The organism is Thiorhodococcus fuscus, from assembly GCF_042682685.1.
GTDB classification, from domain to species: domain Bacteria; phylum Pseudomonadota; class Gammaproteobacteria; order Chromatiales; family Chromatiaceae; genus Imhoffiella; species Imhoffiella fuscus.
On record NZ_JBHUHX010000051.1, the window covers coordinates 123,939 to 142,349 of the forward strand.

Sequence of the window (18,411 nt, forward strand, 5' to 3'; positions counted from 1 at the left end):
ACTGGACCGCCGCTCAGGAAAGCGGCGAACGCAATCCGCTGAGGATCGCCAAATAGTCCGGATCGGTCTGTGGAATGATCCCATGCCGAATCAGAAAATCGATGATCACGAGATTGCAGTTGAGCTTGAATTCGCCGGTATCGCGTACGAGATCCCGGATCTCCTCGACCGGCAGACGATAGAAGGCCTCGACTTCGCCATCGGTGCAACGTGGCTCGAAATCCTCGGGCAGCTCCAGGTCGTAGCAGTACATGACATCCGGCTTGAGTCCCCGCTCGGAGTCCCGACAGTAGGTCACGGCACCGACGGCCACGGCCCGATCAGCCAACTCCGGTGGCATCCCCGCCTCCTCGGCGCACTCCTTGCGCAGGTTCTCGGCCAGGGTCAGCTCGAACGGCAGTCCGCCGGCGACCAGATTGTCCAGATATCCAGGATAGAGCCGCCGATCCGCCGCGCGCCGGCCGACCCACATCTCGATCCCCGTGGGGGTGCGAACGAATCCGTTCAGATGCTGCCCGAAGGCCCGCATCCCGAAGAAGGGTGCGCAGGCCCGATCCACCAGACAGATGGCCCGATCCCGATTGCCCGAGGTCACCGGATAGCGCTCGCCGTGGACATGCGAGAGCACGCCCTCCTCCACCAGTTGTCGCACCAGATCCGCCAGCAGCGCCGTGCGGCCATCGAAATCGCTCGGGGCCTGAATCCAATGCACCGCCGTATCGGAGACAGTGAAATGTTCGGGCCAGCGGCGTAGCCGATCGACTGCCGTATGGCGCAGCATGCCGATGCGCTCGCCGTCGAGCAGAAAGGGAACGAAATCGCCCGGATTCCAGGCATTGCAGGCTTGAATCTTATCGAGAAAGCTCATCGAAACTCCGAATGAGACACCGCCGGGGCGGTCGGCCTCGGTATCACTGCGGATCCTTCTTGGCGCGCTCCCAGAGACGCTCCATCTCGTCGCGAACCTCCACCCCAGGCTCCAATCCCTGCTCGGCCAGCCCCGACTCGACCTTGGCGAAGCGCGATTCGAAGCGATGATTCGCCGCCCGCAAGGCCTGCTCCGCGTCCACCCCGAGATGGCGCGCTAGATTTACACAGGAGAACAGCAGATCGCCAACCTCATGGACGCGTTCCGAGAACGGCAGATCATCGGCCAGGGTCTCGCGGCACTCGTCGAGTTCCTCGGCAACCTTATCGAGAACCCCATCGACCGAGTCCCAGTCGAAACCGACCCGTGCCGCGCGCCTCTGCAGCTTCTCGGCCCGAATCAGGGCCGGCAGCGCCTGGGCCACGCCGGCCAGGGCGCCCGTCTCCACAGCGCTGGATTTCGCCTCGCGCTCACCGGCCTTGATGCGTTCCCAACTGGCGTACACCGCCTCGGGACTACCGAGATCCTGATCGTCGAAGACATGCGGATGACGCCGGATCATCTTGTCGCAGATGGATCGCACCACCTGATGGAAATCGAAATGCCCTCCCTCCTCGGCCATGCGCGAGTGGAAGACCACTTGGAGCAGAAGATCGCCCAACTCGTCGCGCAGCGCGGGCATGTCCGACTGCTCGATCGCCTCGGCGACCTCGTAGGCCTCCTCCAGGGTATAGGGCAGGATACTGGCGAAGGTCTGCTTCAGATCCCAGGGACAGCCGTCCCTCGGATCGCGCAGCCGCGCCATGATGCCAAGCAAATCCTCAATGGAAGCGTCTCGATCCATAGATCCGAAAGCAGAAGGCGAACCGCGCCGAAAACCGGCTCGGTTGGCATGGTAAGGAAGCCATCAGGGCAAGACGAAACCCGAATCCGACTCAGGAACTCAAGTTCATGCCCGAATGGTAGCGGAAGGCCCCACCGACGGTCTATGCCGCGCACCAACCGCCGACAAGCCTTGTAAAGGCGCGTGCAAGCCCAACGCACGGGATCACCGAGAATGGTGAAAAAAATTTGACAGAGCAATCCCGGAAAAAGATAATGCGCAGCTCGACGATTGATCGACGCATTTCATAAGCGAAATCACACATCGTTGAACCATGCGCCCGTAGCTCAGCTGGATAGAGTACCTGGCTACGAACCAGGTGGTCGGGAGTTCGAATCTCTCCGGGCGCGCCATACAGTGCAGTGGCTTGAATGGATAACGAGCCTCTAAATTTCAAAGATCAAAGTACAATGCGCCCGTAGCTCAGCTGGATAGAGTACCTGGCTACGAACCAGGTGGTCGGGAGTTCGAATCTCTCCGGGCGCGCCATACAATCAACGGCTTAGGCGATTTTCGCCTGAGCCGTTTTTGTTTGAGTTGCCCTCCTGATTGTGATCAACTCAACCAATCGTCGTTTGCGTTCTGAGCGTCCACATCCACATCCGCATCCGCATCCCAGCGCCCGCCTTATTCACTGCAACAAGCCGCACAAGAAAGCCCTTACACTGCTGACACGGGCACGGAACGATGAGAATCGTTTGGGACGAACTGAAAGTCGACCTCACCGCCAATATGCTCACGCAGCAGAACGAGCCAGTCTCTACGTTGGCGGGCAATACGCAAATTCCCAAAGCCCCCGCAAGCTGGCACTCACGCGCCCTAAAGGCCAAGAAGCGCCCAGCGGGAACCTGGGATCTATGAGCCTGCCCCGGTGGACCCCGAGTGGAGGTTTGGACATATCGCGGTCGTGGTGGATCCCGAGCCGGGCTGGCTCTGAGGAGATGAGGCTCCCACATGACCTTAAACCTAGCTGCAAGATGTAGACTAACGCCTCTTTACCCTGCATATCTTAAAGTATTCGATGCAAATGCTTGTCAAATCAGCGACTGATGTGTCGTTAGCACCGGAACACATCTCGCAAACCAAGGAATCCCTCCGCGAACACTATTTTGCGGATCAGCGATCTTGGGTGGTTGCATATTCTGGCGGAAAGGATTCAACCCTTCTATTGCAGCTGGTTTACGAGCTGATCCTAGAGCTCGGGTCAGGCGCGACCAAGCCAATCGATATCGTGGCATCCGATACCAGAGTCGAGGCTCCCAATGTGGAGGAGTATCTTGCGGACCGGCTCTCGCGGATCGAGAGTCACGCACGCGCCAATGGCTTGCCCGTTCATGTGCATCGAGTTCAGCCGACGCCCGAGCAAAGCTTCTGGGGCAACCTGATCGGGAAGGGCTATCCGTCACCGACGCGCTGGTTTCGCTGGTGCACGACCAAGATGAAGATCAAGCCTTCTCGGGCGGTGATCGACGGTATCGTACGGAAGCATGGAGGCGTCGTCTTGCTCTTGGGAACCCGCATTGATGAAAGCGCGGGTCGGGCACAGCGGATGGAAGGACGCGCCACCAACAGTCGTGGGCTCAATCCCCACGGCGAAATCCCAGATGCACTTGTCATGACGCCGATCGCCGATTGGACGACCGATCAAGTCTGGGAATACCTCTTCACCCACAATCCGCCGCCCTGGGGCGGAACCCACGATTTCATGCTCGACCTCTATCGGCAGGCGAGCGGGGGCGAATGCCCCGTCGTCTTGGACCTCAACACCCCATCCTGTGGGGGAAGCCGCTTCGGTTGCTAGACCTGCACCGTCGTCAAGGAGGATAAATCCATGCGTGGATTCATCGACTCAGGGGCTGCTTGGATGCGGCCACTCAATGAATTCCGGGACTGGCTCAAATCGATTCGCGAAGAGACGAGCATGCGGGACGGGATCCGCCGCAACGACTCCATCGGGCCTGGTCCTTTCAATTCCGAGGCACGCAAAACGATTCTCCGGCGGCTCTTGGAGTTGGAGAAGACTGTAGGACACCGACTGATCGAGGATGCTGAGATCTCTTATATTCAGCAGCAATGGAGCGATAAGTTCGATGTCACGGATAGCGCGTTGGCCATCGCCAGAGAGTTTGGAGGGAGGCAGGTGCCTTGAAGGTCACACCTGAAGACGCTTCCAGCGACCTCGCCCTGATCGAGGAGCTGGCCCCTCGCTTCGAGGTCCAAAGTATCTGGGCAACGGATCTCTATCACTTGGTGACCGAGCGCTACCCGTCATTGTATAGCCCGAGCAGTCATCAGCAGCTTCTGGACGATGTGATCAAGGTTGTCGAGAACGCCGTGCGTCAAGCCGATCGGACCGAGCCGGCCGCATGATCTTCGAGAGTATCCAACTCACAAACCTGTTCTCCTATTACGGGGCTCAGGAGATCCAACTCGGCAGTCCCCAGCCAGGCCGAAATGTCTGCCTGATCATGGGTCGCAACGGCTTCGGCAAGACCAGTCTCCTGAACAGCCTCAAGCTCTTGTTCACCGGAGTGCGTTACGAGCCCCTGCGTCGCGCGGTGCAGCGCACGCGCATGCCCACGGTCAAGCAATACGTCGAAGGCGCTGGCAACGATTGGTGGGGCATCATGAATCGGCGGGCACGCAACGAAGGCCAGACCCGTTGCTCGGTTCGACTGATCTGGAACGAGGAGAGTGGGCGAGTCGCCGCTGAACGCGCCTGGTGCATCGAGAATGGAGCCTGGGACAATGAAGAGCTCTTGACTGTTACGACCGCGACCGAGACGTTCAGGGACGAGGAAGCTCAGGAGTTCCTCGATCGTCGACTACCACAAGATTATGTGTATTTCTTTCTGTTCGATGGTGAGCAGATTCAGGAGTTGGCTGAGTCAAAACGGGATCTGCAACAACGTCAGATGGAGCGCCTCCTCGGAATCGGCGCGATCGACGCCCTTCGGGGGAGTCTGAACCAGGCCATCGGTCGCTGGGAGCGCGACGAGCTTGAACCCCAGGCAAGGGCCGATTTGGAACGTCTGGAGGGAGAGATCAGGGGGACCGAGGCCGATCTGGATTTGCTGGACCGGACGCAAACTAGCCTGGAGCAGGAGATCGAGAGCGATACGGACGCTTTACGACGGATCCGGCGTCGTATCGAGGGCTTGAGCGCCTTTGTTCATCGTCACGACGAGGCCCAGCTGAAAGACGCTCGGGCGCGCATACAGGCTCAGCGGGCCGAGTCTCTGGATCGTCTCTCGGCTCAACTTCCCCGGGATGTCGTATTGCTAGCCAACCCGTCTCTGATCACCCGGGCATTGGAGCGGCTGGACAAGGTACTTGGCAGCGATGCCAATACCCGTTCGCGTGTCTTGAACGCCTTGCTGGAGACATTGCCCGCGCGCTTGTTCGATCAGCCTGCGTTTCCTGATCCGGATATCCGCGATAGTCAGCGGGCCTACTATCGATACAAGTTGACGCGCGTCCTCGAGCAGGAAGCCGAAGCGATCAGCGACACGCTCGACACCACTTTTGCACCAGACCCCCAAGCGGCCGCCGCCGCCCGTGACCAACTCTCACCCTACGCCCAGGCAGACGCACTGCGCTCAGTCAGGATCGAAGAGCTGCGCCGTCTGCAGGGGTACGACGCCGAGCTTCGTCAGTTAGAGACCGACTTGTTGAATGTCGGCTCGCTGTCCAAAGAGGAGCAAGCTCGCTACGACCATGATTTGGTCGAACGCGACGAGCTGGAACGAACTCTGGATGCCAAAAAGAAACGTCAAACTGAGCTCGAAGGGGAAGCCAACGGTCTAAAACGGAAGCTGGACGATGCGCGGAAGCGCACGGAGCAAATCAGGGCCAAAATCGGACAGAATGTGATTATCGAGGATCGAATTGCCACCGCGCGACGTCTTGGCGGCCTATTCGCTGCGCTCAAGGATAGGCGAAAGCAAGAAAGACGGGGCGAGTTGGAGGAGGCCATCAACCGCCACGTTCGAGTTCTGGTGACTTCTCATCACCTCATCGACCGGGTGGAGGTGGATAGGGATTTTGGGATGAAGTACCTGGATCAACAAGGGCGTTCTATCGGGATGGGCAACCTTGCCGCAGGAATGAAACAGCTTATGGCGACGGCGCTGATATGGGCGTTAAGCGATGTTTCTGGCAAACAGATTCCGGTCGTGATCGACACCCCGTTAGCGCGCATCGATCGTGCTCACCAGGAAGGCGTCTTACAGCACTATTACCCAAATGCCGCAGCTCAGGTCATCGTGTTGCCCACGGATTCCGAATTGGACGACCGTAACCTTAATATTATCGGTTCACACGTCTATCGCGCTTATCGCCTAACCAATCCTGACGGCGAACACACGGTCCCCGAGCCGGTGGCCGTCGCAGACCTGATCCAGGGAGGCTAATCGATGGCCGCTCTCTACACCGATGCTCGGGACGAGCAGACCATCAAGGATGTGCTCCATGGGCTCGGGACTCCCCGCGCTCCGAAATTGCGTGTCTTGCGAATTGCGCTGGCACGGTCGCTACAGATCTCGACGCCGCCACCAGAGGACTTGGACGGTAGCGGTCTGGGTGGCAGCGAATATGCCTTGGCCCGTATCACAGGTGTCGGCCTTTCGGCGGATAAGGGAGAGCGTCGGGACTACGATCTAGCCGTGCGTGCTCTGCTCAGCGTCTACCACGACGAGGACATGTTCCAAGGTGAGGAGTCCGAGCGACGGTACCGCCGTTATCTGCAACGCCATGTCCGAAGAGGACTTCAGGAGATCCGCACCACTTGGCGTCCAGATCATGATTTTCACGGTTATCTCTACCATGAGCTGTTCGTCAATGCCGTACCTCGTCCGGCACGAACTGACCTGGGGCAGGAGATCCTTGCAGGGCTACGCGAGATTGGCGTTTCAGCCCAGATTCGCGGTGTCGAGGACGGTCCCCGCATCAGCCGTTATCGCATCTATCTCGACGACGTGAATCATTACGATCGAGTCAAGCGGGGCTTGGACAAACTTGGTCTGCATCTGGGACTGTCTACGCGACAAGGAATTCTCCTTCAAGAGGACGAAGACCGGGAGCGTGAGGCGCGGGTGTTGGCCCTTGACGTGCCACGTCCTCGGGAAAGTTGGTATACGGTGCCGGGTGCTCGGCTCCGAGATTGGGCCGTTCAGGCGACCGAGGTTCCCACCCTCACGGTTTGGCCGGGGGTGGACGTACTGGGAGAGCCGGTGCGTTTCGACCTGGCTGCGGCACCGCATCTACTCGTCGGAGGCACCACGGGCAGCGGGAAAAGCGTTTGCTTGCATGCATTGCTCTTATCCCTGCTCTGGCGATTGGAGCCACAGGATCTCCAGCTCACGCTGATCGACCCCAAACGGGTTGAACTGGTCCATTACGCAGGTTTTCCGCATCTGACGGGCGGTCAGATCATCGAGGATATCGGCGACGCCCTTGAGGCTCTGGATGGGCTCGTCGAGGAGATGGAGCGGCGGACCCTTCTGCTGCGTCAGCATGGAGTCGCGAACCTGATCGAGGGGCGCGAACAGGGGCGGGTCGATCTGCCCTTCGTGGTCGTGGTGGTCGAAGAGTTGGCGGATCTGCTGTTCCAATCCAGAGAGGCCGAGCAACCACTGGTGCGACTTACGCAGAAGGCGCGAGCCGTCGGCATACATCTGGTGCTCGCCACTCAGCGTCCGGATGCCGAAACCTTCAGTGGCTTGCTGCGCAGCAACGTGCCAGGGCGCATTGCGCTCTCGGTCCGCACGGCGGCCGAGTCCAAGATCATCCTCGACGAAACCGGCGCGGAGAAGCTGCTTGGTGCCGGCGATATGCTGCTGCGTCCCCAAGCCGGAGTAGCGGCACGCCGCGCCCATGGGGTGCGTGTCGGCAGCGACGATATCCGGCTCTGCCTGCAAAGCGTTCGCGGGAGGTCTCAATGAGCGACATGACGGTCTACGAGTTCCAACCCCTTTGGTTGACCCTGGATCGGGTCGGCCCATTCCAGGGATTGCCTTACGAGATCGATTTCACCGACGAGGAGAACCGCCCTTGTAACATCTTTCTTTTGATGTCCGAGAACGGGCGCGGCAAGACCACGGTTTTGGACTGCATGACCTTGCTGATGCGGCAGCTCGGTGAGCTCGATCCCCAGCGGTTCGGGCATGAGGATCTCGACGAAGGCCGGGGACGGATTCAGCTCGACGTGTTGACTCGGATCTACTGGCAGGGGAGCGACCATCGCATCGTCCTGTCCCTCCTGGCGGGGGACATTGGCGAGGAGACGTTTCTGAAGGTCTGGGATGACGCGGATCTGAAGCGGTACGGGGCGGAGCGCTGGCACCGAACCGGGTATCGGCAGCGAGCACGCGGCCGGCTGGTGGAAATCGAGCGCCGTGACGACCTCGTTCAAGACTTGCGACATACCTTGATCGACGCAAGCCGGATGGCACCGGAGGGTTTCGCCAATTCAACTCTGAGTCTGCCCACGACCCTGTTCTTCCCGGCCTACCGGGACATTCCGCCAGTTCTTGGCATCGAGGAACGGCCAATCATTCAGCCAGAATATTGGGGCTACCGTTCAGCTCAGGAGTTTGCCGCCCACGGGACTCATTGGACCGAGTCACTGGACAATCTCCTTGTTTGGCTTGCCTGGTTGAACAACGGCAGCTATGAGGATGCGGTGAAGACGGTAAACGATACCGTATTCGGAAAATCCCCAGACAAATTCCTGGCTCCCGAAATCCGCCGAGTTCCGCCAGAGGCTGTCGTCCATAGCGGGGATCAGACACACCGCTTGGACCGTCTCTCCAGCGGAGAAAAGAATCTAGCTCAGCTCTTCTTGCGGATTGGCGCTCACAGTACCCGTAATACATGGATCCTGGTGGACGAGATCGATGTCCACCTGCATGTACGATGGCAGCACAAGGCGTTGAATTTGATGAAAGAGCAGGTCCGTCGACAACCCGGAACGACGGTCATCGCCGCCACTCACTCTGTCGAGATTCTGGAGGCTTTTCCGGTCGATATACTGGAGGATGGCTTGGTCAAAGGAGGATGGATCATTGAGGACAATCTGCATTAGGAGGCTACTTCAAGGGACATGGGCGCGTTCAAGAAGTTGAAACAGACAGACAAATTGGTGCTCAAGCAACGCGGCGGAGCAGTCGTCTTCTTGGAGTCGAATGACGATTTCGAGATCATCGCTCAGCGGTGGTTCTTCAACGAGGGCGAGGACATTGTTTTTCAATCCGCCGACACCTACGAGAAAGGCACCGGTGGTGGCGGTTGCGGTGCGGTCATCGACCTGGTCGAGGGAGCCAGGTCGGATGGAATCAGTGCATTCGGCATCGTCGATCGGGACGTTCTTCTGAACGACCAGGACTGGTCCTTGTGGTGGGAGCATCAGGACGATTTGTTTCTGACGGCCCGTCCCTATGGAATTCACATCCGCGTGCTGCTGCGCTGGGAACTGGAAAATTACCTGCTCGACCCCGGCGCCATGTCCACTGTTGCGAACGATGCGGGGATGACGTCGAAGCACTCGATCGAATCCACGGTCGCACTGTGCCTCGAATGTGCCGAGGAGTTGAAAGATAGAACGGCGGCAACCGTGGCGGCGAAAGCCGAGAATATTTCACCTCCTGCTGAAGCATACGGATGCAATCCTTTGTTGTGCGGCACCGATTTCACCGCCGAGCTGGAGAGCCTCCTGACCAAGAAGGGCGTCGTTGACGCCGCCGAATCGATGCGGAGTGCGCGCACGAGGATCGACCGATTCGATGCGGATATGGCTCCGCAAACTCAGCGATGGGAACGTCTTGTCCGTATGCTCGATGGTAAAGCCGCCCTCAAGTACGTCAGCCACCGGGCACATACGCGATTCGACGAAAATCGAGCGGCCCTGGCCCGCCGTCTGTTCGAAACGGGACAGATTCCAGTGGAGATCGTTCAGTACATAAGCGAGTTCAAGGCGGCTGCATAGAGATGGCTGATCGCATGTGATGCCTGTGATTCCGAGCAAGATCGTCGGGCGTCGAACTTACCTCCATGTCCGTGCGCTGGCATGTCTAGATTCGGAAACCTCGGCTCGCGTTGCGGCGGCCGAAATGTTGGCTGGGGTCGAGCGGTACGCGCAGTTCAATCTGTTGCGTTTTGATGATTCTGACTCCCGTCTCGCGCTCTTGAACTATCCAACTTTCGACGATGACGCCTTTCCTGCCCTTCAGGAAAGTTGGCTGGTCGACCTCGACCAGCGCGCGGTGAGCTACCGCACCTATGCTGACTCGCTGAATCCGCCGATTCTGCACCGCAAGGAGCTTCTGCTGGCGGAGGATGATCCGCGCCGAAAGGCGTGCGCGGCACTCACGGAGAGTTGTGAGTTCGTCGGCCTATTCGATGATCCTCGGCGCATCGGCTACCAACGGCAGTGGCTTGCGCTCATTCGGGAGAAGGGCTATCGCCTCGACGGTTACACGCTTGTTCCGCTGGGCAACGAGGAATCGAATGTGGCGTTGGAGGAGGAGGAACCCCGACAGGCCGGCTGGGAAGCCTCGCGCCACTTGACCGCCCTGGTTCGCTACGGCTTCTCCGCCCCCATCCAATCCCTGGCGCGCTATGGCTTCCTCGATGGGCGACATCGGCTGTTCGACTATGGTTGCGGTCGGGGTGACGACGTGCGCGGGCTGGGCTGGTCGAGAACGGACTCAGTGCGTCGGGTTGGGATCCGTACTACGCGCCGGACAACCCCATTGCATCCGCCGACCTGGTCAACCTGGGATTCGTCATCAACGTCATCGAGGACTTCGATGAGCGGCTGGAGGCGTTGACTCGGGCCTGGTCGCTGGCTGAGCGGCTGCTGGTCGTCTCGGTGATGCTGTCCAACCAGAACGATCCGCGCGGCGAGCGCTTCCGCGATGGGGTCATGACCCAGCGTGGAACCTTCCAGAAATACTATACCCAAGCGGAGATCAAGACATTCCTGGAGCAGGTGCTCGATGAGGAGGCGATCCCGGTCGCGCCGGGCGTGCTCTATGTTTTTCGCGACAAGGACGCCGAGCAGCGCTTTCTGGTCGATCGCTATCGCAGCCGGCGCAACCGGCTGCGCGTTCCCTCCCAGCGAGCGCGCGAGCCTGCGCCGCGCGAGCGCCGTGATCGCGCCGCCGAGAAATGCGCCGTCTATCGCGAGCCTCTGGAGCGTCTCTGGGATCGCTGGCTGACTCTGGGGCGCAAGCCGGACAGGGCCGAGGTCGAGGATCTAGTGGTGCTGACCGAAGTCTTCGGGTCACTGCCCAAAGCGCTGCGCTTCCTGGAGGAGCGGCAGGATCCGTCCGAGTTGGAGCGCGCTGCGGCTGGCCGGACGGCGGACCTGGAGGTCTATTTCGCCCTTCAGCAGTTCGAGCGGCGCAAGCCTTATAGCCATCTGGAGCGGGGCCTACAGCAGGACATCAAGGTATTCTTTGGCGACTACGCGGCGGCGAGAGAGCAATCCCTGGCACTTTTGTTCCGGATTGCGGAGGTGGCGGCCATCGAAGACGCCTGCCGTGCGGCCGCCGAACATGGTCTAGGCTGGCTGGATCCCGGCCTGTCGCTCCAGCTGCATGTCAGCCTGGTCGAGCGGCTCCCGCCGCTGCTGCGCATCTATGTTGGCTGTGCCGCCGTGCTCTATGGCGACTACCGCGAGGCGGATCTAGTGAAGATCCACATCGCCTCGGGCAAGGTCAGCCTGATGCGCTACGACGATTTCGAGGGTCAACCGCTGCCGCGTCTGGTCGAGCGGGTCAAGATCAAGTTGCGCGATCTGGACATCGACTATTTCGCCTATGGCGAGGAGTATGCCCCGCCGTTTCTCTTCCACAAGTCGCGCTTCATCAACGAGGAATTTCCAAGCTACCCGGAGCAGGTTGCCTTCGAGCAGGCACTTGATGCGCTGGAGCTGCTCGACCTTAGCGGCTATGGTCCGCCGCCCGGGCTTTTCCTGGAGACGCTGGCGCAACATCGCTGGACAGTCGCGGGGTTCGAACTGCTGCGCGCCCTGAACCTGGCGGAGCTCGATGATCCCTGCGGACGTTTCCTGACCTTCCGCCAGCTCATCGAATGTGGCGAAACCCAGGCCAGCACGGGACTGCCCAATCGGCCGCAGCAGCCCAAGAGCTACAACGCGCTCATCGAGTTGGCGGAGCAGGTGCTGGATCCTGTCATCGATTACTTCGGGATGATCCGGCTGACATATGGCTTCTGTTCGCCGCCGCTCGCCAAGCAGATTCCCGGACGCATCGACCCGAAGCGTGATCAGCACGCTGCCCACGAGCACAATCGCCTCGGCAAGCCGGTGTGCGAGCGTCTGGGGGCGGCGGTGGACTTCCTCGTCGAGGACGAGAGCATGCTGGACGTGGCGCAATGGATCGTCGCCAATACCCACTTCGACCGACTCTATTTCTACGGGGATGACCTGCCGGTTCATGTGAGCTATAGGCCAAACGGGGATCGCCAGATCGTGCGGATGGTCGCGGGTAAGACTAGCCGTCTGATGCCTCGCGTGGTGTCGGAGGAGGCGTTCTTGCAATTGGTCGCCGAGCCACGTCAGTGATGGGGCCGTCACATGTGGGCAGCACTCGTTCGATGATCTGAGCGGTTTCTCGCTAGCATTCGTCAACTCCCCGAAACCTCAATGTTTAAGCTCACACCCTGCGGGCGAACTTGAATCGGGGATGGGAAGACTTGCATGCCGGCCCCATTGCGTCTAATTTTTCGCCAAATTCATGAAACATGGACACGAAATATTCGTGGACACACTGACATCATCGGACATTGAACTGATCAAGGCGGCGTCTGCTCAACTGGCTCGTTTAAACGTCACGGCGAAGCTTGACACCTGCGAGCCACTGAGTCGCGCGGACGCCCGCTTGCGCTTAGGTTGGAGCGGAGGTACGGCACTGTACCGCGTCGAAGTGAAACGCAGCTTGCGGCCATCGACACTCGGAGCGGTCGCGCTGCAGCTCAAGGAACTCGGCCCCGACGCCCTGCTGGTCAGCGATCATGTGTCCCCGCCTTTGGCTGAGCGACTGCGAGACCTCGGTATCCAATTCATCGACAGCGCCGGCAACGCCTTCCTAGCCCACCCCGCCTTGTTGATTTGGGTCAAGGGTGAGCGTCCGCAAGAACACCTCAACCCACCTGCTCCTAGTCGGGCTTTCAAAGCCAGCGGCCTGCGCGTGCTGTTCGCGTTGCTGTCGGTACCGGAACTCGTGAACCAACCCTATCGAGCCATTGCCGATAAAGCTGGCGTCGCCCACGGTACAGTGGGCTCAGTGATGACGGAGCTACCTAAGCTCGGATTCCTCGCCGAGATCGGCGGCAAGCGCAGACTACTCCAACCCGAGCGTCTGCTGCGTCAGTGGATCGAGGCCTATGCCCGGACCCTGAGACCCAAACTGCTGTTGCGCATCTTCCAGGCCCCGACCATCAGTTGGTGGCGCGAACTCGATTTCGCACAGTACGGCCTGACTCTCGGCGGAGAGGCTGCGGCCGCCAGAATCACCGGAATCATCGAACCGCAAACAGTGACGCTCTACGGGACCAAGGCGGCGTCATTGCTATTCATGGCTAAGCAGCCAATGCGCGCCGCTCCTGATGGCAATGTCGAGATCCTCAGCAAATTCTGGGGTTTCGATCAAGATCCGCCGACGCTGACCCCTCCTTTGCTGATCTACGCCGATCTCTTGACGACCGGCGACGCGCGCTGTATCGAAGCAGCCCAAGAGATGGAGGGGCGACTCCTTGATCGATTTGCAGGGTAAGAATGACCTGCGTGCCCTCAGCGACATCGTCAGAGACATCCGAAGCCAATCTGCTGGAACCGACTTCATGCTAGTCGGCGCAGCGGCAAGGGATTTGTTGCTCCAACACCATCACGGCATTGAGCCGCTGCGCAAGACAACAGATGTGGATTTCGCCTTCGCCGTGCCCGATTGGCCGGCCTACATCGCGCTGACAGAGAGGCTGATCGACAGCGGATTCTTCAAGCCAGACGATCGGGCGCAACATCGTCTCCTCAGCCGACGAGGAACAGTGATCGACATCTTGCCGTTCGGCGGTGTCGAATCTGCTGAGGCTCAAATCTCCTGGCCGCCTTCGGGCCAGACTGTGATGTCGGTGATCGGCTATGCCGAAGCCAACGCAGCAACAGCGACTGTCGTTCTGCCGGGGACCGTGCAACTTGCCGTCATCACGATCCCCATGTTTGCGCTAATCAAGCTGTTCACCTGGGAAGAGCGCCATTGGACGCAACCGCGAAAAGATGCCAGCGATCTGCTGTTCGTGCTCGACAATTCGTTTCAGATTGCTGGACTTGAACGGTTGCACGACATCGCGCCGGAGCTGTTCGAACTGGATGACTTCGATTCCGACCTGGCCGGTGCCTGGTTGATCGGGTTTCAAGCGCGCTTGGTCATTGATCAGCACAGTCAACGCACTCAGGAGATCATCACCAGGGCCAGCATGATCGTCGAGCGAGAAACCGATCCGAACGGCCCGCTCAGCTTGATCGGCGAGGTTGAGGCGAGGGATCCGGAACGGGCGAGACGCAAGCTGGGGGCCTTTGGCAACGGGCTGACACGCGTTCGAAAACTTTGAGCCATCGCAGCGTCGGTGTTCCAGCAACGGCTTCGACTGGAGTCTATGCTTACGCAGACGAGTCGCTCCGTTCGGCGGCTATTCCACCGCCGATAGATACCCGCCCCGCATCCAGGGGCATTTCCGCCGACGGTTACAGGCTAGATTTCGACCGCATCATCGGCAAGCGGAACGCCATCCCTCTTTGAACTAGCGGATCCCCTGATCATGGCCCCAAAGGACAGTGCCATCTCATCGGTTCACGAGCTCACCGGGCTTCAAGAGGCGATCTTCGCCGTCTATTCGGAGCTTTCGATAGCAAGCCCAGGGACGCCGCCCTACAACGAGCAGTTTTCCTGCCGAATAACCGGGGCATTGGATCCCGAATTGCTCGTCCAAGCCTGGTCATCCTTGTCCGAGCGCCACCCCGCGTTGCGAACCGCCTTTGCCCGGACGAAAGACGGCAAGGTCGTGCAAGTCGTGCTGACATCGCGCCGACCTCATGTGCTGGTGACTGAAGACGACAGCCCCGGTGAACGAGATGACATTGCCTGTCGCGAGCGCTCCCAACGCTTCGATTTGGCACGCGATCCTCTACTGCGCGTCGTGCTGATCGAACAGGCGCCAAAGGTGTGGCAGATGGTGGTGACCTTTCACCACTTGATTGCGGATGCCTGGTCCGCTCCAATCTTGATCGACGATCTGATCGCGCTCTACGAGAGCGCATCGGGCCTTGCATCGACCTTGCCGGCACTGCCGCGAACGACACCCGGAAACTTTGCCGATGCGCTATACGCCAATCGGGGTCCAGCCAATCGCGCCTATTGGGAAGCAACGCTCAAGCGCGGCGAGATCGCCCGATTGCCCTTTCTCGATGCGTCGCGGCCTGCTGGCCGCAAGGAATGCCTCAAGAGCTTCATCCCAGAACGTACTGCCACTCAGCTCTCGGCCCTCGCACAACGACTCGAAATTTCGGAAAGCTCGATTCTTCACGCACTATGGGGCCTGCTCCTGGGGCGTCTGACCGGTACCCCGGAACCGATTTTCGCGACGGTCTTGGCCAACCGAACGCACGACATGCCAGACATCGAGCGGGTCATCGGCATGTTCATCGTCACCGTGCCCGTCAAGGTCTCCTTGTCCGGCAACCCAGGCTTCGCCGAGACCTGCCAAGCGCTGCACGCGCAACTCACACTCGCGCCCCATTGGTCATCGCCACCCTTGGCGGATATGCTCGCCGCCGCCAAACTTCAGGCATCCGAACTCGACCACACGATGAACGGCCGTCCGTCCGGGTTGGCCTGGGGCGATCTCGAACAGCTGCCGTTTCCCCGATCGGGCCTACTGATCGACGACTACCGCGCCGAGAGCTGGGATCATTACGACTTTCAAATCGGCTTCACACTCGGTCGCACCCCATTCATCGAGGCGCGTTTTGACTCCAACAGAATTGAGCGGGCTCAACTGTCCGACATTCTCGAAGCCGCCCAAGCACTGCTCGCCAATTGCCTTGACAATCCTTACGCCCCCATCGCCTCGCAACCACTGAGCTCAAACACTGGACCCAGACTCTCGATTCTCGAGGGGCCGAGCCGCGTGCTCGACAGCACCTTGCCTGAATTGATCGCAGAGGTGCCGGGCGAGCGTCTGGCAACCTGGGATCGGCATTGTCGACTCTCCTATTCGGGACTCAGATCGCGCGCGGAATCCCTCGCGGCAACGATGGCGGCAAACGGTGTCGTCGCAGGCACACGGGTCGCTCTATCGACCCTGCCGAGCACCGATCTTCTCGCCCAGATCCTCGCCACCTGGATGCTCGGCGCCAGCTTCGTGCCCATCAATCCGGCATGGTCAGCAGAGAGACGTTCGCGCATCCTCGCGGCAGCCCGCCCGACGATCCAGCTTGGCCTTGAGGATGCGGTCGAGACGGTCGAATGCGACGACGCGAGCCCCCCCGGCATGGCGTATCGGATCTTCACGTCGGGCTCGACGGGCGCCCCTAAGGGAGTCGACGTGAGCCTGCGGGCGCTTACCAATTACTGCGTCAGCGCGATCGACCGCCTCGAACTGAAGGAGACGGATCGCGCGCTCCAGGTGACCTCCGCCGCATTCGACCTGGGTTATACGACGGCCTTCGGCCTGCTCGCGGTCGGCGGATCGGTCTTCTGGGCGGACCGCGAGGATCTGGTCGACCCGAATCGGATCCTGAGGCTGATGGCGGAGCATGAGATCAGCGTGCTCAAACTGACGCCGTCCTTTTTGACCCTGATGCTTTCCGCTCCGGATCCAAGCCGGTTCAGAGACTTGGCGCACTGGCGACTCATCATCCTCGGTGGAGAAAGCCCCAATCTCAATACTCTGTCCCAACTCGGGGACCTCTGCCCATGGCTGCAATTGGCTTTCCACTATGGCCCGACGGAGGCCACGATCGGCTGCACCATGACCAAGCCTTTTCCCATCTCGCGCATCGGGGAAACAGATAGCGCCGACATCGGAGCGCCGGTCTTGAATACCCGGGTCAAGATCCTCGATCCCTTCGGCCAACCCGTGCCAAGGGGTATCGCGGGCGAGTTGACGGTATTCGGCGCAGCGTTGGCGGAAGGCTATGTCCAGGGCGATGCGGGCTTCATGGAGATCGGGGGCGAGCGAGCCTATCGCACGGGCGATAAGGCCGTCATGGGCCGAGATGGCACCTTGCGCCTGCTCGGACGCCTGGATGAGCGGGCCAAGATCCGGGGGCATTGGGTATCGCCATCGGATACGCGTAAGGCCCTGATCGGTCTGCCTGAGGTGGAAGATGCCGCAGTCTCGATCCGGAAGCACAATGACGAGCCCCAGCTGATTGCCTTCGTGGCGGTCGGAGACCGGGCCATCTCGCCATCCCAGTTGAGGCTACGGCTGCGCGAGACCCTTCTCGACGCACAGATCCCCTGTCAGTTCTACTTCCTGTCTCGACTCTTGATGACCGAAAACGGGAAGCTCGACACGGGCAGCATGATCGCTGCGGCCAAACCAGCGCCTGGCGGGACCGACTCGGAAAAACCGGCCACCGCGACCGAAAGGCTGTTGGCCGAGATCTGGTGCGACGTCTTGGGCGTCGAGGACATCTCGCGCCAGGATGATTTTTTCGTCATCGGCGGCCACAGCCTCAAGGCCATCGAGGTGTCCGCCCGCCTCGCTCGGAGCGGTCATTCGGCGGTTCCACTGCACACCTTCTTCGAAGCGCCGAGACTCATGGATCTGGCGCTGCGGATCGATGGGGACATGCCTGGGAACCATGGAGGCGTTTTCCCATTGCTGGATACGGGCACAGCCGCCAGCGTCCTGTGCTTCCCCGCCATGATCGGCAGCGCCAGCATCTATCGCGAGACATTGGACCTCATGGAACTCAGCGGCTCCATCGATGGACTTGAGGATGCGGATCGGTTCGACCAAGCCGAAACGCTGGAGGAGATGGTGCGAGAGATGCTGGTCTGCGCAACCGCGACCGGCAACGACTATAAGACACTGCTGGGATGGTCGTTCGGCGCCAGCCTGGCGTTCGAGGCCGCCCGTCAATTGGAGCACAGTGGGCACAGACCGCAGCTCGTGATGATCGACGGTCTTCCCGCCGATCCCGATGCCGATCGCAACGCGGTCACGGATGATTTCCAGTCACTTGCGATGCAGCGCTATTGGTCGACCGTTCTCCGCAAGATGACCGAAAGTCTCGACGCCTCCGGGCTGGAGCGATACCAGCAACAGCTCCGTGGTCGACGGAAAAAATTGATGCGCTATCGCTTCGGTGGTCCGCTCAGGAACGACCTTCTGTTCATCGCGGCGGAGCCGAGCGGAACCATCCGACCCGATAGAAGAAAACGCATTGAGGCATTGAGCTTGGGCGACGTCCGCATCAAAGTCGTCGCCGCCGATCACTTCAACCTATTTCACCCGCCTCATGTCTATGATTGGATCGGCGAGGTTCAGGGAACCATATCGTAATCCCGGCGCATGCCCCCACTTGCAGAGGGCACATAGGAATAGCGGGGCACTCACGACCAGAACGGTG

14 protein-coding genes and 2 tRNA genes are annotated in these 18,411 nt (G+C 60.1%); 14 read left to right on the top strand and 2 right to left on the bottom strand.

The annotated features are described in order from the left end of the window. Window positions 1–13: 13 nt before the first annotated feature. Together ACFSJC_RS16820 and mazG are read right to left on the bottom strand one after the other, a co-directional pair. The gene (locus ACFSJC_RS16820; RefSeq protein ID WP_386028358.1) at window positions 14–868 is read right to left on the bottom strand and encodes a DUF4743 domain-containing protein; all 855 of its coding nucleotides are present in this window, start codon (window positions 866–868) and stop codon (window positions 14–16) included. A 43-nt stretch (window positions 869–911) separates the two neighbouring features. Beyond that, complete coding sequence (mazG, locus tag ACFSJC_RS16825; RefSeq protein ID WP_386028359.1) at window positions 912–1,712, bottom strand: nucleoside triphosphate pyrophosphohydrolase; 801 nt, start codon at window positions 1,710–1,712, stop codon at window positions 912–914. A 315-nt stretch (window positions 1,713–2,027) separates the two neighbouring features. Here mazG and ACFSJC_RS16830 point away from each other — a divergent pair. The 14 genes from ACFSJC_RS16830 (at window position 2,028) to ACFSJC_RS16895 (ending at window position 18,344) form a co-directional block, all read left to right on the top strand. Next, a tRNA-Arg gene (locus tag ACFSJC_RS16830) sits at window positions 2,028–2,104 on the top strand. Window positions 2,105–2,163: 59 nt separating this feature from the next. Next, window positions 2,164–2,240: transfer RNA gene (locus tag ACFSJC_RS16835), tRNA-Arg, on the top strand. A gap of 532 nt (window positions 2,241–2,772) precedes the next feature. Further along, window positions 2,773–3,552: a phosphoadenosine phosphosulfate reductase domain-containing protein gene (locus ACFSJC_RS16840; protein ID WP_386028360.1), complete on the top strand. Its 780-nt coding sequence runs from the start codon at window positions 2,773–2,775 to the stop codon at window positions 3,550–3,552. A gap of 30 nt (window positions 3,553–3,582) precedes the next feature. Beyond that, the gene (locus ACFSJC_RS16845; protein ID WP_386028361.1) at window positions 3,583–3,900 is read left to right on the top strand and encodes a hypothetical protein; all 318 of its coding nucleotides are present in this window, start codon (window positions 3,583–3,585) and stop codon (window positions 3,898–3,900) included. Then, window positions 3,897–4,121, top strand: coding sequence for a hypothetical protein (locus ACFSJC_RS16850; RefSeq protein ID WP_386028362.1), 225 nt, complete (start codon window positions 3,897–3,899; stop codon window positions 4,119–4,121). Before ACFSJC_RS16845 ends, ACFSJC_RS16850 begins: the two co-directional genes overlap by 4 nt. Further along, on the top strand, window positions 4,118–6,163 hold the full coding sequence (dndD, locus tag ACFSJC_RS16855; protein ID WP_386028363.1) for a DNA sulfur modification protein DndD: 2,046 nt from the start codon (window positions 4,118–4,120) through the stop codon (window positions 6,161–6,163). Before ACFSJC_RS16850 ends, dndD begins: the two co-directional genes overlap by 4 nt. Window positions 6,164–6,166: 3 nt before the next feature. Then, window positions 6,167–7,693 (top strand): FtsK/SpoIIIE domain-containing protein, encoded by a 1,527-nt coding sequence (locus ACFSJC_RS16860; RefSeq protein ID WP_386028364.1) that lies wholly within the window; start codon window positions 6,167–6,169, stop codon window positions 7,691–7,693. A gap of 35 nt (window positions 7,694–7,728) precedes the next feature. After that, window positions 7,729–8,835 carry an AAA family ATPase gene (locus tag ACFSJC_RS16865; RefSeq protein ID WP_386028365.1) on the top strand — a complete coding sequence of 369 codons (1,107 nt, stop codon included), beginning with the start codon at window positions 7,729–7,731 and terminating at the stop codon, window positions 8,833–8,835. A gap of 18 nt (window positions 8,836–8,853) precedes the next feature. Further along, window positions 8,854–9,735, top strand: a complete 882-nt coding sequence (locus ACFSJC_RS16870) for a hypothetical protein (RefSeq protein WP_386028366.1) — start codon at window positions 8,854–8,856, stop codon at window positions 9,733–9,735. Between the two features lie 199 nt (window positions 9,736–9,934). Then, window positions 9,935–10,579 carry a class I SAM-dependent methyltransferase gene (locus tag ACFSJC_RS16875; RefSeq protein WP_386028367.1) on the top strand — a complete coding sequence of 215 codons (645 nt, stop codon included), beginning with the start codon at window positions 9,935–9,937 and terminating at the stop codon, window positions 10,577–10,579. Next, complete coding sequence (locus tag ACFSJC_RS16880) at window positions 10,501–12,339, top strand: DNA phosphorothioation-associated putative methyltransferase (protein WP_386028378.1); 1,839 nt, start codon at window positions 10,501–10,503, stop codon at window positions 12,337–12,339. The genes ACFSJC_RS16875 and ACFSJC_RS16880 overlap by 79 nt, the downstream gene beginning before the upstream one ends. Window positions 12,340–12,535: 196 nt before the next feature. After that, entirely contained in the window at window positions 12,536–13,549 is a 1,014-nt protein-coding gene (locus ACFSJC_RS16885) for a type IV toxin-antitoxin system AbiEi family antitoxin (RefSeq protein WP_386028368.1), read from the top strand. Beyond that, complete coding sequence (locus ACFSJC_RS16890) at window positions 13,530–14,384, top strand: hypothetical protein (protein ID WP_386028369.1); 855 nt, start codon at window positions 13,530–13,532, stop codon at window positions 14,382–14,384. Before ACFSJC_RS16885 ends, ACFSJC_RS16890 begins: the two co-directional genes overlap by 20 nt. Window positions 14,385–14,591: 207 nt before the next feature. Further along, window positions 14,592–18,344, top strand: coding sequence for an AMP-binding protein (locus ACFSJC_RS16895; protein WP_386028370.1), 3,753 nt, complete (start codon window positions 14,592–14,594; stop codon window positions 18,342–18,344). The last annotated feature ends 67 nt before the right edge of the window (window positions 18,345–18,411 follow it).

Excerpts from the sequence above, each read along its gene's own strand:
- ACFSJC_RS16820 (WP_386028358.1), bottom strand. The coding sequence starts at position 868 with ATGAGCTTTCTCGATAAGATTCAAGCCTGCAATGCCTGGAATCCGGGC.
- mazG (WP_386028359.1), bottom strand. The coding sequence starts at position 1,712 with ATGGATCGAGACGCTTCCATTGAGGATTTGCTTGGCATCATGGCGCGG.
- ACFSJC_RS16840 (WP_386028360.1), top strand. The coding sequence starts at position 2,773 with ATGCAAATGCTTGTCAAATCAGCGACTGATGTGTCGTTAGCACCGGAA.
- ACFSJC_RS16845 (WP_386028361.1), top strand. The coding sequence starts at position 3,583 with ATGCGTGGATTCATCGACTCAGGGGCTGCTTGGATGCGGCCACTCAAT.
- dndD (WP_386028363.1), top strand. The coding sequence starts at position 4,118 with ATGATCTTCGAGAGTATCCAACTCACAAACCTGTTCTCCTATTACGGG.
- ACFSJC_RS16860 (WP_386028364.1), top strand. The coding sequence starts at position 6,167 with ATGGCCGCTCTCTACACCGATGCTCGGGACGAGCAGACCATCAAGGAT.
- ACFSJC_RS16870 (WP_386028366.1), top strand. The coding sequence starts at position 8,854 with ATGGGCGCGTTCAAGAAGTTGAAACAGACAGACAAATTGGTGCTCAAG.
- ACFSJC_RS16895 (WP_386028370.1), top strand. The coding sequence starts at position 14,592 with ATGGCCCCAAAGGACAGTGCCATCTCATCGGTTCACGAGCTCACCGGG.